Origin of the sequence: Arthrobacter sulfonylureivorans (genome assembly GCF_022637435.1) — a bacterium.
In the GTDB taxonomy this organism is placed as follows: Bacteria; Actinomycetota; Actinomycetes; order Actinomycetales; family Micrococcaceae; genus Crystallibacter; species Crystallibacter sulfonylureivorans.
Genome location: NZ_CP093326.1, coordinates 2,485,355 through 2,499,124, shown reverse-complemented (window position 1 = coordinate 2,499,124; position 13,770 = coordinate 2,485,355). Strand labels below are relative to the sequence as shown.

9 protein-coding genes are annotated in these 13,770 nt (G+C 67.0%); 6 read left to right on the top strand and 3 right to left on the bottom strand.

Features of this window, described 5'->3' with window-relative positions; genetic code table 11:
- The first annotated feature begins 170 nt into the window (after positions 1-170).
- From MNQ99_RS11635 to MNQ99_RS11625, 3 genes are all read left to right on the top strand, one after another.
- The gene (locus MNQ99_RS11635; RefSeq protein WP_241913061.1) at positions 171-2,144 is read left to right on the top strand and encodes an APC family permease; all 1,974 of its coding nucleotides are present in this window, start codon (positions 171-173) and stop codon (positions 2,142-2,144) included.
- Positions 2,141-3,487: a class I SAM-dependent RNA methyltransferase gene (locus MNQ99_RS11630; RefSeq protein WP_241913060.1), complete on the top strand. Its 1,347-nt coding sequence runs from the start codon at positions 2,141-2,143 to the stop codon at positions 3,485-3,487. Before MNQ99_RS11635 ends, MNQ99_RS11630 begins: the two co-directional genes overlap by 4 nt.
- A 230-nt stretch (positions 3,488-3,717) precedes the next feature.
- Positions 3,718-6,591: an aconitate hydratase gene (locus MNQ99_RS11625; protein WP_241913059.1), complete on the top strand. Its 2,874-nt coding sequence runs from the start codon at positions 3,718-3,720 to the stop codon at positions 6,589-6,591.
- Positions 6,592-7,083: 492 nt separating this feature from the next.
- Here the strand turns inward: MNQ99_RS11625 and MNQ99_RS11620 are convergent, their stop codons facing one another.
- Positions 7,084-7,929 carry a hypothetical protein gene (locus MNQ99_RS11620; RefSeq protein ID WP_241913058.1) on the bottom strand — a complete coding sequence of 282 codons (846 nt, stop codon included), beginning with the start codon at positions 7,927-7,929 and terminating at the stop codon, positions 7,084-7,086.
- A 441-nt stretch (positions 7,930-8,370) separates the two neighbouring features.
- On the opposite strand from MNQ99_RS11620, the gene dxs reads away from it, so the two are divergent.
- Genes dxs through MNQ99_RS11605 form a run of 3 tightly spaced genes read left to right on the top strand, consistent with a single transcriptional unit; the run spans position 8,371 to position 11,461 of the window.
- Positions 8,371-10,356: a 1-deoxy-D-xylulose-5-phosphate synthase gene (gene dxs / locus MNQ99_RS11615; protein WP_241913057.1), complete on the top strand. Its 1,986-nt coding sequence runs from the start codon at positions 8,371-8,373 to the stop codon at positions 10,354-10,356.
- Positions 10,353-10,904 (top strand): DUF402 domain-containing protein, encoded by a 552-nt coding sequence (locus MNQ99_RS11610; protein WP_241913056.1) that lies wholly within the window; start codon positions 10,353-10,355, stop codon positions 10,902-10,904. Before dxs ends, MNQ99_RS11610 begins: the two co-directional genes overlap by 4 nt.
- Entirely contained in the window at positions 10,901-11,461 is a 561-nt protein-coding gene (locus MNQ99_RS11605; RefSeq protein ID WP_241913055.1) for a hypothetical protein, read from the top strand. The genes MNQ99_RS11610 and MNQ99_RS11605 overlap by 4 nt, the downstream gene beginning before the upstream one ends.
- A 105-nt stretch (positions 11,462-11,566) precedes the next feature.
- Here MNQ99_RS11605 and MNQ99_RS11600 read toward each other — a convergent pair whose 3' ends face one another.
- Positions 11,567-12,145 carry a mismatch-specific DNA-glycosylase gene (locus MNQ99_RS11600; RefSeq protein WP_127515336.1) on the bottom strand — a complete coding sequence of 193 codons (579 nt, stop codon included), beginning with the start codon at positions 12,143-12,145 and terminating at the stop codon, positions 11,567-11,569.
- A gap of 124 nt (positions 12,146-12,269) precedes the next feature.
- A complete protein-coding gene (gene argG / locus MNQ99_RS11595; RefSeq protein WP_241913054.1) occupies positions 12,270-13,697 on the bottom strand; it encodes an argininosuccinate synthase in 1,428 nt (475 codons plus the stop codon).
- Positions 13,698-13,770 lie beyond the last annotated feature (73 nt).

Sequence of the window (13,770 nt, the reverse complement as noted above, 5' to 3'; positions counted from 1 at the left end):
CCCGTGCTCAAGGCGTATGCCATGGGCGGGTGTTCCCGTTGTCTAATTTCGGGCGCCAGGGCTGCGGCCAAGCGGCCTGTCCTGCGGCGAAGGCCGGCGTCCCGTCGCTGGCATAGACTCGGAGCCGTGAAGAATTGGCTCATGTTGTTGCCTGTCGCATCGAGCGAAGCGTGTTGACATTTTTCGATGCCCTCAAGCGGGTGTTGGTGGGCAAGCCATACCGCACCGAACGGCTGAAGCAGGAAGCGCTACCGCGCCGGTTCGCGGTGCCGGTCTTCTCCGCGAACGCGCTCTCCTCGGTGGCCTATGCCCCGGACGAAATCCTGCTCACATTGGCGTTGGCCGGAGTGGCCGCCATTGCGATCGCACCCTGGGTCGGCCTGGCCGTCATGGTGGTGCTGCTAGTGCTGGTGGCCTCCTACCGCCAGAGCATCCATGCGTATCCGGTCGGCGGCGACTACGAGATAGCCACCAAGAACCTGGGCAAGCCGGCGGGCATCACGGTGGGCTCCGCCCTGATGCTGGACTATGTGCTCACCGTGGCAGTGTCTATGTCCTCCGCGGCCCACTACTTGGTGTCCGCCATTCCCGCGCTGAACGGCTGGCAGCCCGGGGCAGCCGTGGCCGGCATCGCGGTGCTGGCCCTGCTGCATCTGCGCGGGTTGGCCCGCGGTAGGCGCACCGTGGCGGTTGCCACCTACGTCTTTGTGGGCACCGTGCTGCTGATGTGCCTGGTGGGGTTTGTCCTTGACCTCGCTGGAAGCCTCGGTGAGGCACCCAGCGCCGCGTTCGACGTCGTTCCAGAACCCGGTATGGAGGCCGGCCTGATGGGTTTGGCCGGCGCACTCCTGGTCCTGCGGGCCTTTTCCACCGGTGCCGCGGCACTCACGGGCGTGGAGACGCCGGCCAGCAACGTGCCCGCCTTCGAGAAACCGCGGGCCAAGAATGCGGGTTTTGCGCTGCTGATGCTGGGCATTTCCGCGACGGTGATCACCATGGCGGTGATGTACCTGGCCCGCGCCACGCAGGTGCGGGTGGTGCAGGTTCCGGCCGAGCAACTGCGCTTGAACGGAGAGGCTCTGCCGGCCGGCTACTACCAGTCCCCGGTGCTGAGCCAATTGGCGGAAACGGTCTTCGGCGGCGGTGCCCTGCTCTTTTACCTGATGGTGGCGGCCACCGCGGCCATCCTGGTGCTGGCCAGCCATTCGGCGTTCAACGCCTTCCCGCAACTGGCCTCGATCCTCGCCACCGACGGCTTCCTGCCCCGCCAGTTGCGCACCCGCGGGGACCGGCTCAGCTACAGCAACGGCGTGCTGGCGCTGGCGGCCGCGGCCGTGATGCTGGTGCTGATCTTCAACGCGGATGTCACCCGGCTGATCCCGCTCTACGTGATCGGCGTCATCGTTTCCTTCACCTGCAGCCAGCTGGGCATGATCCGGCACTGGTCGCGCGAAATCCGGGCCACGCCGCACCGGCCGGTGCGGCACCGGATGGTGCGTTCGCGGCTGATCAACCTGGTGGGCTTCATCCTGACCGTCACGGTGCTGGTGGTGGTGCTGGTCAGCAAGTTCATCTTCGGGGCCTGGCTGGCTGTACTTGGCATCGTGGTGCTCGGTCTGATCATGCACAGCATTAACCGCCACTACGTCCAGGTGGCCCGCGAGCTCGCGCTCGATCCGGACCAGCCGACCACCGCGCTGCCGTCGCGGGTGCACGCCGTGATCCTGGTCTCGCACGTGCGCAAGCCGGTGCTTCGGGCACTCGCCTTCGCCCGGGCATCGCGGCCGTCGCGGCTCGATGCAGTGGTGGTGGATCTGGACCCCGAGCAGACCGAGCGGACCCTGAGCGACTGGGAGAAACTCAACATCCCGGTCCCGATCACCGTGCTGGCGTCCCCCTACCGCGAAACCACCACGCCGATCATTGACTACATTAAAAGCATCCGCAGGGATTCGCCGCGCGAACTGGTGGTGGTCTACATCCCGGAGTACGTCGTGGGACGCTGGTGGGAGCAGCTAGTGCACAACCAGACCGCGCTGAGGATCAAGACCCGCCTGCACTTCGAGCCGGGGGTCATGGTGGCCAGCGTGCCGTGGCAGCTGGCATCCTCCAATTCCGCCCGCCGATACCAGGAGCTTCCATGACCGAACCCGCGCCGACCCGGCCCGCGCCCACCGCACCCGCGCCGCAGTTGATCGAACTGAGCATCGGTGCGCCCGCGCACGGGGGCCACTTCGTCGCACGGCACGAGGGCCGCGTGGTCTTCGTCCGGCACGCGCTTCCGGGTGAACGCGTGCTGGCACGGGTGACCGACGGCGGAGCGGACGCAGGCTTCTGGCGCGCAGACACGGTGGAGGTACTGGAGGCGTCCGCCGACCGGGTGGAGCATCCGTGGGCGCCGGCCGATGCACTGGCCGCCGCGAAAGCCGGACGGCCCCCGGTGGGCGGCGCGGAGTTCGGCCATATTGCGCTGGCCGCCCAGCGCCGGCTGAAAGGCGAGATCTTCGCGGAACAGCTGCAGCGGCTGGCCAAGCTGGAACGCGAGGTGACGGTAGAAGCTCCGGAGGGGGAGTACGACGACGGACTCGGCTGGCGCACGCGTGCCGCCTTTGGCGTGGGGCCGGATGGGCGCCTGGCCATGCATGCGCACCGCTCTGACGAGTTGATTCCGGTTCAGGTCATGCCGCTGGCCGTGGATGCCATCAATGACTTGCGGCTGTGGGACCTGGATCTGACCGGGCTGGAGCGGGTGGAAGTCGCAGCCCCGGCCGACGGCAGCACCCCGCTGGTGCTGCTGGTACCCGCCGCCGGGACCACGCCGAAGCGGCTGGCGAAGCTTGCCGAGCGGATCGAGCCCGGGGTGTCGGTGGCGGCCTGGGAGCCAGAGTCGGGACGGCTCACCCGGTTGCGGGGACGTACCTGGGTAGCCGAAACCAGTGGTGCCCACCAGTACCGGGTGACCGGCGACGGCTTCTGGCAGATCCACCGGCTGGCACCGGCCACCCTGACGTCGGCCGTGATGGACGGCGTGGCGCCGCGGGCGGGGGAGCGGATGGCCGATCTGTACGCAGGGGCCGGACTGTTCACGGCGCGGCTGGCCGATGCCGTCGGCGTTACGGGCAACGTACTCTCCGTGGAGGGATCACCGGCGGCCAGCAAGGACGCTCGGAAGAACCTGCACGGCTTCGGCCAGATCGAGATCGTCCAAGGCAAGGTGGAGCGGGTGCTGCGCTCGCAGGCCCAGGTGCTGGACGCCGTCGTGCTTGATCCGCCCCGCGCCGGCGCCGGCAAAGCGGTGGTGCAGGCAGTGGCCTCCCGGAAACCCCGCGTGGTTGGCTACGTTGCGTGCGATCCGGCGTCCTTCGCCCGCGACCTTGGCTACTTCCTGCAACTGGGCTGGAAGCTCGATTCGCTGCGAGTCTTCGACCTGTACCCGCACACGCACCACATGGAGTCGTTCGCTGTGCTCACGCCCGGCACCAACTGATGTGAGCCAGGCCTCAGGTGGCGCTCCGCTGCCTGAGAACCTGCTAGCGGCTAGGATGGAGGCAGCGGTTCCGGGCGAAGCATCCTGTCTCTGTCCTGTCGATTCTGCGGGCTTCGGCGTGCAAACGGCCCAGAGGCCGACCCGCAGCGGTCCCTTCACACTTAGGGATGCCTAACTAGCGGGTGGTTGCTGCCCGGACAAAGATAAAGTGTGGCGAGAGGAGTCCTGTTATGAGTAATGTGGACAGCTTCGGTTCCAAAGGCGTCTTGAACGTCGCCGGTGCCGAATATGAAATTTTCCGGCTGAGTTCAGTTGAAGGTGCCGAGAGCCTTCCGTTCAGCCTCAAGGTCCTGCTGGAGAACCTGCTCCGCACCGAAGATGGTGCGAACATCACGGCGGACCACGTCCGCGCTTTGGCCGGTTGGAATCCCGACGCGGAGCCGGACACCGAAATCCAGTTCACCCCCGCCCGCGTGATCATGCAGGACTTCACCGGTGTTCCCTGCGTCGTGGACCTGGCCACCATGCGCGAGGCCGTCAAGGACCTCGGCGGTGATCCCAAGCGTGTTAACCCGCTGGCGCCGGCCGAACTGGTCATCGACCACTCGGTGCAGATCGACGTGTTCGGCAACGCCGGCGCGCTGGAGCGCAACATGGAGATCGAATACCAGCGCAATGGTGAGCGCTACCAGTTCCTGCGCTGGGGCCAGACCGCGTTCGAGGACTTCAAGGTTGTCCCGCCGGGAACCGGCATCGTGCACCAGGTCAATATCGAGTACCTGGCCCGCACCATCATGACCCGCGAGGTCGACGGCAAACTGCGTGCCTACCCGGACACTCTGGTGGGCACCGACTCGCACACCACCATGGTCAACGGCCTGGGCGTGCTCGGCTGGGGCGTCGGTGGCATCGAGGCCGAGGCCGCCATGCTGGGCCAGCCCGTCTCCATGCTGATTCCGCGCGTTGTCGGTTTCAAGCTCACCGGCTCCATCCCGGCCGGCGCGACCGCCACGGACGTGGTGCTGACCATCACCGAAATGCTGCGCAAGCACGGCGTGGTGGGCAAGTTCGTCGAATTCTACGGCGAAGGCGTGGCAGCGGTGCCGCTGGCCAACCGTGCCACCATCGGCAACATGAGCCCGGAGTTCGGCTCCACCGCCGCCATGTTCCCGATCGACGACGTAACCCTCGAATACCTGCGCCTGACCGGCCGCTCGGAGGAAAACGTCGCCCTGGTCGAGGCGTACACCAAGGAGCAGGGCCTCTGGCACGACCCGTCCCGCGAACTGAAGTTCTCCGAGTACCTTGAGCTGGATCTGTCCACCGTGGTGCCGTCCATCGCCGGACCGAAGCGCCCGCAGGACCGGATCGAACTGACCACGGCCAAGAACCAGTTCCGCAAGGACCTGCAGAACTACGTGGCTTCGGACAACGAAGACGCCCTGGACGAGGCGCTCGAGGAGTCCTTCCCGGCGTCGGATGTCCCCGCCATGACTTCCACGGTCCGCCACGCTGCTGCCCTGGCCGCCGCCGGGCAGGCCGCCGCCGCGCAGGCCGGCGACCGTACCACCGGCGGTTCGGCCGCCCAGGGACGTCACGTTGCACTGCCCAGCGACGGCCGCCCCTCCAAGCGCGTGCACGTCAGCATGGAAGACGGTCGCGAGTTCGAGCTGGACCACGGTGCGGTTTCAATCGCGTCCATCACCTCCTGCACGAACACCTCCAACCCGTCGGTGATGCTGGCCGCGGCCGTCCTGGCCCGCAACGCGGTGGAAAAGGGCCTGGCCTCCAAGCCGTGGGTCAAGACCTCCATCGCCCCGGGGTCCAAGGTCGTCACCGACTACTACGAACAGTCCGGCCTGATCCCGTACCTGGAGAAGCTCGGCTTCTTCGTGGTCGGCTACGGCTGCGCCACCTGCATCGGCAACTCCGGCCCGCTGGAGCCCGAAATCTCGCAGGCCATTCAGGATAACGACCTCTCCATCACCTCGGTCCTGTCCGGCAACCGCAACTTCGAAGGCCGGATCAACCCGGACGTCAAGATGAACTACCTGGCGTCCCCGCCGCTGGTCGTCGCTTACGCCCTGGCCGGCACCATGGACTTTGACTTCGAGAAGCAGCCGCTGGGCCAGGACCCGGAGGGCAACGACGTGTTCCTGAAGGACATCTGGCCGAACCCGGTCGAGGTCCAGCAGGTGATCGACTCCTCGATCAACAAGGAGATGTTCGCCAAGGGCTACGAGGGCGTGTTCGACGGCGACGACCGTTGGAAGGCACTTGAGACCCCCGAGGGCGACACCTTCGCCTGGGATCCGAACTCCACCTACGTGCGGAAGCCACCGTACTTCGAGGGCATGAACGCGCAGCCGGAGCCGGTTCAGGACATCAGCGGTGCCCGCGTGCTGGCCAAGCTGGGCGACTCGGTCACCACCGACCACATCTCCCCGGCCGGTTCCTTCAAGTCGGACAGCCCGGCAGGTCGCTACCTGCTGGAGAACGGCGTGGAGCGCAAGGACTTCAACTCCTACGGTTCCCGCCGTGGCAACCACGAAGTGATGATCCGCGGCACCTTCGCCAACATCCGGCTGCGCAACCAGCTGCTGGACAACGTGGAGGGCGGCTTCACCCGCGACTTCAGCCAGACTGGTGGTCCGCAGGCGTACATCTACGACGCGGCGATGAACTACCAGGCTGCCGGAACTCCGCTGGTGGTGCTGGCAGGCAAGGAATACGGCTCCGGTTCGTCCCGCGACTGGGCTGCCAAGGGCACCGCGCTGCTGGGCGTCAAGGCGGTCATCGCCGAAAGCTTCGAGCGCATTCACCGCTCGAACCTGATTGGCATGGGCGTGCTCCCGCTGCAGTTCCCGACCGGCGAGTCCGCTGCATCGCTGGGCCTTTCCGGCACGGAGACCTTCTCCATCTCGGGTGTGACCGCTCTGAACGAGGGCACCACGCCGAAGACGCTGAAGGTCACCGCCACCGCCGAGGACGGCTCCACCAAGAGCTTCGACGCCGTGGTGCGCATCGACACGCCGGGCGAAGCCGACTACTACCGCAACGGCGGCATTCTGCAGTACGTGCTGCGTCAGATCTCGGCCAGCTAGTCACTGCATAACGCGTCAACAGGGCGGGCGTCCGGTCAACCGGACGCCCGCCTTTGGGGTCTCTGAGTCTGGTTTCACCCATCCGAGCCGGGTTTCACCCATCCGACCCGGGTTTCACCCATCCGAGCCGGGTTTCACCCATCCGACCCGGGTTTCACCCATCCGAGCCGGGTTTCACCCATCCGACCCGGGTTTCACCCATCCGACCCGGGTGCTACAACGGGCTTGGGCGCCCAGGCGTGGCAGGCCCGGGTGGGGTCCGCCCGTCTGCCACGCCCGGTTGGGGTTCGCCCGTCTGCCACGCCCGGCACCGGCTTCCTGCCCTCACGAACAGCCGACGCCACATTGGTACTGCCGGTGAACCACCGCATCAAGGCTGCACCGTGTGATCGCTGAGATTTCGGGGTCAAGTGGTGAAGCAACCTTGCCCGCCCACTCACGCCCGGGCCGAATGTGGCGCCGGCTGCTGGGCTCGATCTGGCAAGGGGCGGCTCAGGCGGCAAAGACAGCGCTGGCCACGGCGTGGGTATCCCCGCGTTCGGCAAAATAGCGGCGAACCGGCACGAGTATTGACCTGGGGTAGGCGAGCACCTGCTTGGCCGGCACTACCAGCAGATCGAGGCCCATGATGGTCAGCTCGTTCCAGCGGCGGCGGTCCTCGGTAAACGATTGCTCATCGGAGTGGTGGACCCGGCCATCGATTTCCAGGAGTAATCGACCTTCTACCTCCAGGTCCACACGGCCCACGCGGTTGATCCTTCGCTGGCACACCACGGTATACCCAGCCTCCTGGAGCGTATGCCGCGCCAACGTTTCCGGAGCGGACTCGGAGCCCGGGTTGATGGCCTCGATGACCCGCCCCGCTCGTTTGCTGCCCCTGCCGGTGCTGAGCCGGTGGAGGTCCTCGACTGTCACCAGGCTCTTGACCACAGCAGATTCCGCAATCACCAAGGCCTCTGACAATGGCAGGCAAGCCATCACTTGACGAAGACAGACTTCCACCGGCACAAGCGGACCGTACGTCTGGCGCAGCCTATGCATTCTGCCGTAGCGAACGTCGCGCACGGACCTAGGGGCGCTGAGGTGCAGGCCATGCTGTCTGTGCACCCACAGTCCATGGGACTGTGCTGCGCTCACGCAACCAAGGGATGCGCCGGCCCGCACGGCAGCTGTGATCTCCGGTGCGATCCCCGGCAAAGCGTAGATGCCGTGACCGGGCCGAAGGACGCTGCCCGCTGCCACGGCGCGTGCCAGTTCTCCGGCGCGTACGCCCACGTCGTGTAATGCCTTCCAGCGCGCTATTCCGCCCATCAACTCCAAAGCCGTTTCCGCGTCCACGTTTGTATCCTGCCCGCTGGGCATGGACCTGGGAGCCTAAAACCAAATTTGTGGAAAAGCGGGCGCCACATCGAAGACTGAGGATGAAGGCCAGTAATTGTAGGACCCTACGTGCCGCCCGGTTCGCGGCCATGCCAGAATGCCGGGCATCAGCGTTGCTGGGTTGTGGGCATCCAATGTGGCGCCGGCTTCCGGGCGGTGCGAAGGTTCGGCGGGCGTGAAGGTTCGGCGGGCGTGAAGGTTCGGCGGGCGCGAAGGTCTGGCGGGCCGGCCCTGCGAGGCCCACCACGCCGGCGTCGTGGCGCATCTGCCGGCTAGTGTGCCTTCCACCCTCGGTGCGGTCCGGCAGCCGTGTGCGCGCCCTCGCATCAGCGGAACGCGAGGTGCAGGATGGATGGCGGTAGGATTAACCGACGCTTTGTGAAGGAAAGGACCTGCTCTGTGGGATTGCTCGAGACCATCCGCGAGCCGCGCGACCTCCGCCGGATCGACATGGTCCAGTTGCAGGACCTGGCCCAGGAGATCCGCCAGTTCCTGATCACCAACGTCGCACAGACCGGCGGGCATCTGGGCCCGAACCTTGGTGTGGTCGAGCTGACCCTGAGCATCCACCGCGTGTTTGACTCCCCGCACGACAGCATCGTTTTTGACACCGGCCACCAGTCCTATGTGCACAAGTTGGTCACCGGACGGCAGGACTTCGGGACGTTGCGGCAGCAGGACGGCCTCGCCGGCTACCCGGACCGCGCCGAATCGGCTCATGACATCGTGGAAAGCTCGCACGCATCGTCGTCGTTGTCCTGGGCCGACGGAATTTCCCGGGCCCGCCAGCTGACCGGTGAAGGCGACCGCTACGTCGTCGCCGTGGTGGGCGACGGCGCCCTCACCGGCGGCATGGCCTGGGAAGCCGTGAACAACATCGCCGCGGACCGGGACCGGCGCGTGGTGATCGTGGTCAATGACAACGGGCGCTCCTACGCCCCGACCATCGGCGGATTGGCCGACCAGTTGGCCGCCCTGCGTCGGACCACCATCGACAGGGTTCGCACCCACCGCGCCTACGAAGGCACGCTCGAATGGTGGAAGCGAAAGCTGCAGTCGGGCGGGCCGGTGGGCCAGTTCGCGTACAAGAGCCTGCACGCCACCAAGAAGGGCATCAAGGACTGGTGGGCGCCTCAGGGCCTGTTCGAAGACCTCGGCATGAAGTACATCGGCCCGATCGACGGGCACGACCTGGAGGCCGTCGAGGCGGCGCTGTCGCAGGCCAAGAACTACAGCGGCCCGGTGATTGTCCACGCGATGACGGAGAAGGGCCGCGGCTATGCGCCGGCCCGCGCCCATGAGGCTGACCAGTTCCATGCCGTGGGCGTGATTGATCCGGAGACCGGTGAGCCGGTCGAATCCGGCGGCCGGAAGTCGTGGACATCCGTCTTCGCGGACGAGATCGCCGACATTGCCGACGAACGCCGGGACATCGTCGGCATCACCGGAGCCATGCTGATTCCGGTGGGCCTGCAGAAGTTCGCGTCCAGGCATCCGGAGCGCGTCTTCGACGTCGGGATTGCGGAGCAGCATGCGCTGACCAGTGCCGCCGGCATGGCCTACGGCGGGCTGCATCCGGTAGTGGCCCTCTACGCCACCTTCCTGAACCGCGCCTTCGACCAGCTGCTGATGGACGTGGCGCTGCACAAGGCCGGGGTCACCGTGGTGCTGGACCGTGCCGGGGTCACCGGGCCGGACGGACCCAGCCACCATGGCATGTGGGACATGGCGCTGCTGCAGATTGTGCCGGGTCTGCACCTTGCTGCGCCGCGGGATGCTGCCCGGCTGAAGGAGGAACTGCGCGAGGCGGTAGCGGTCAGCGACGCGCCCACCGTGGTCCGCTTCTCCAAGGGATCTGTGGGACCGGACGTCGAGGCCATCGAAAGGCTCAAGGATGGCGTGGACGTCCTCGCCCGCCGGCCATCCGACGGCACCATGCCGATGGACAACGACGTGCTGATCGTCAGCGTGGGCGCCATGAGCGAGCTGGCGCTGGATGTCTCCAACCGGCTGGGCGCGCAGGGCATCAGCTCCACCGTGGTGGACCCCCGGTGGGTGCTGCCGGTGGCCCCCTCGCTGATTGGACTCGCCGCCCGGCACCGGATCGTCGTCGTGATTGAAGACGGGGTGCGGGCCGGGGGAGTAGGGTCACGGATCCGCCAGGAAATGCGGGCAGCCGGCGTGGACACTGCGCTGAACGAAGTGGGACTTCCGGTGGAGTTCCTGGCCCACGGCACGCGTGCCGAGGTGCTGGAACGCGTTGGCCTGACCGCGCAGCAGGTGGCCCAAGACACCGTCGCGCAGGTGCTGGGTACCAAGGTGCCGTTCGCGCGGCCGCTGCCCGGCCAGGAACTGCCTACCGGCCAGATTCCCAAGATCCAGTGACCGGGCGCATCCCCGCCCAGGCCCAGCCTGGCGACATGGTGGTGTTCCGCAACTGGAAGTACGACGGCGGCGCCCACTGGCTGGTGCCCGGCACCTACCTGGGGGCGGACTCGTTCGGCGACTGGATCTTCCAGCCCGCCGGCTCCCTGGTGGCCCGGCCCGGAGTCGCCTTCTTCGCCGCCTCCGATGCCGTGCAGTTCCTGCCCCGCGAGGGCGACTACGTGGCAACGTTCTACGACGACACCTATCCCGGCGACTTCCGCATCTACATTGACCTGGCCACCGGCATCCGGGTGGATCCGCTGCTTCCGGCCGGCTGGGAAGTCCAGCTCACGGACATGGACCTTGACGTGATCCGCACCGCCGGCGGCCGCGTGTACATCGACGACGAGGACGAATTCGCCGAACACCGCGTGACGATGGATTATCCGGAAGCGCTGGCGGCACGGATGCAGGCCAGCTGCCGCTCGCTCTACGAACAAGTATTGGCACAGGCCGCGCCGTTCGACGGAACGGCCCTGACGTGGTTAAACAAAGGACGGACATGAGTTTCCTTCGGGTCTACAAGAAGAGCAACGACGGCGGGCTGGTCTTCCGGGAGGCCTGGTTCGACGAAGACTACGGCCAGTTCGTGGTCAACCACGGGACGGTCGGGCACCAGAGCACCACACAGGACAGCAAGAATGTCACGGCGGAGGCTGCCGAGTCGCTGATGGATGCCTTTGCCGCACAATGTGCCGAGGACGGCTATGCGGAGCTTCCGCCGGGGGAGCAGTCCTGGGTGGTGGCACAGTACGCGCTGAAGACGGCTGCCGGCGGCGACCGCGATCGCTATCTGGAGGACAAGGCCAAACGCACCATCACGGAGTACTTCGCTTGGCGCGGGCTCGGCACTGTGGAGAAGACCGAGTTCGTCCCGCACAAGCTCAACATCTACGTGATGGCTCCGGACGCGGCCAAGGCCGTGACGGGCCTGAAAGTCTGCCTCCGGGAAGCCAAGCTGGACTACACCAAGCTCAGCATCGGCGTCGCGCCCCACAACAATCTGGCGGCCGTGAAGCAAAAGCATCCGCTGCCGGCAAAAACTGCCTTCAGCCTGAACTGACAGTGACGCCGACGCTGGCGCGGCAGACGGCTTGATCCCTGCGGGGTACGACCCGCGCAACGCCGGGCCGTCCTGCCGGTGGCCCTGCTGCCCAGACCGGCGGCGCTACTCCGGCTCGGCCGGAACAATGCCCGCAGCAAGGGCCGCCTGGCGGTAAACCGCGGCCAGACTGGCCACGTTGTGGTGCGCATTGAGACCGCTCGGATTCGGCACCGCCCAGAGCTCGGCTCCACCAATCCGTTCCGGCTGGCGGCCCAATTGCGCCTTCGGCCGCCCAAAGCCCACCCGGTAGGCACTGATTCCCGCCACCGCCACCACCCGCGGACCGAGCGCTTCGATCGTCTCCTCGAGCCGCCGGGCACCAGCCTGCAGTTCGTCGGGCGCCAATTCGTCCGCCCTGGTCGTGGCCCGCGGGACAATATTGGTGATGCCCACGCCGCGGGCGATCAGATGCTCGCGGTCCTCCTGCGCCATCCCGCCGCCGGCGCGGATCAGATGGTCGGTGATGCCGGCGGCGGCAAGGGCAGGATAGAACCGGTTGCCGGGCCGGGCGAAATGCGAGCCGGTGGCAGCCGACCACAGGCCGGGATTAATGCCCACGAACAGCAGGCGCAGGCCCGGGCCCAGAAGGTCGGGGACGAGCGCGTCCTGGTACCTGAGCAGTTCTGTCCGGGTGAAGGCCACCCCATCACTCTTTCACAGGCTGCCCTTCCCTGGACCCGGTGCTGCCCACAGAAAGCGGAGGCCCGGCGCCCCTGGAAAGGGGCACCGGGCCGAGGCTGCGGTCCAGCGGTCGGGACCGGACAGATCAGTCGGTTCCGGCGTCGAACGCTGCGCGGTCCAGCGCCTCGTCGGCTGCCCGGCCGGCCGCGTCCAGCACGGCGGTGTCCGCGATCTCCGTTGCCCCGCCGGCTTCCAGCGCGCCGACCAGTTCGGCGGTGGGGCCGCCCACCAGCCCCAGCGCGGCGTACTGCTCCAGCCGGGCGCGGGAGTCGGCGATGTCCAGGTTGCGCATGGTCAGCTGGCCGATCCGGTCCAGCGGTCCGAAGGCGGCGTCGCCAACGCGCTCCATGGACAGTTTGTCCGGGTGGTAGCTCAGCGCCGGGCCGGTGGTGTCCAGGATGGTGTAGTCCTCGCCGCGGCGCAGGCGCAGGGTGACCTCGCCGGTGACGGCAGAGCCGACCCACTTCTGCAGCGACTCGCGCAGCATCAACGACTGCGGGTCCAGCCAGCGGCCTTCGTACATCAGGCGGCCCAGGCGGCGGCCTTCCGCATGGTAGTTCGCCACGGTGTCTTCGTTGTGGATGGCATTGAGCAGCCGCTCGTAGGCGATGTGCAGCAGCGCCATGCCCGGCGCTTCATAGATGCCGCGCGACTTGGCCTCGATAATCCGGTTCTCGATCTGGTCGGACATGCCCAGACCGTGCCGGCCACCGATGACGTTGGCCTCGTTGACCAAGGCGACGGCGTCGGCGAATTCGGCGCCGTTGATGGCCACCGGACGGCCGGCCTCGAAGCGAATCGAAACGTCTTCAGTGGCGATCTCGACATCCTCGCGCCAGAAGGCCACGCCCATGATCGGCTCGACTGCCTCCAGGCTGGTGCCCAGGTGCTCCAAGGTCTTGGCCTCGTGCGTGGCACCCCAGATGTTGGCGTCGGTGCTGTACGCCTTTTCGGCGGAGTCGCGGTACGGGAAGTTGTGCGCGGTCAGCCACTCGGACATCTCCTGGCGGCCACCCAGTTCGGAGACGAAGTGCGGGTCCAGCCACGGCTTGTAGATGCGCAGCCGCGGGTGGGCCAGCAGGCCGTAGCGGTAGAAGCGCTCGATGTCGTTGCCCTTGTAGGTGGAGCCGTCGCCCCAGATGTCCACCCCGTCTTCGCGCATCGCCCGCACCAGCAGCGTGCCGGTCACGGCACGGCCCAGCGGGGTGGTGTTGAAGTAGGAGCGTCCACCGCTGCGGATGTGGAAGGCGCCGCAGGCCAGCGCGGCCAAGCCTTCCTCCACCAATGCCGGCTTGCAGTCCACCAGGCGGGAGATGTCAGCGCCGTATTCGGCGGCGCGGCTGGGCACCGCGTCAATGTCGGGCTCGTCGTACTGGCCGAGGTCGGCCGTGTAGGTGCAGGGCACGGCTCCGCCGTCGCGCATCCACGCAACCGCGACGGACGTATCAAGTCCACCAGAGAAGGCGATGCCGACGCGTTCGCCGACGGGAAGGGAAGTCAGAACTTTGGCCATGGTTTCGATCATATGTGCAGCGGTACCTAAAGGCAGAAGCGGCAACGCCGACGGCGCCTGCGTGACGTGCCTA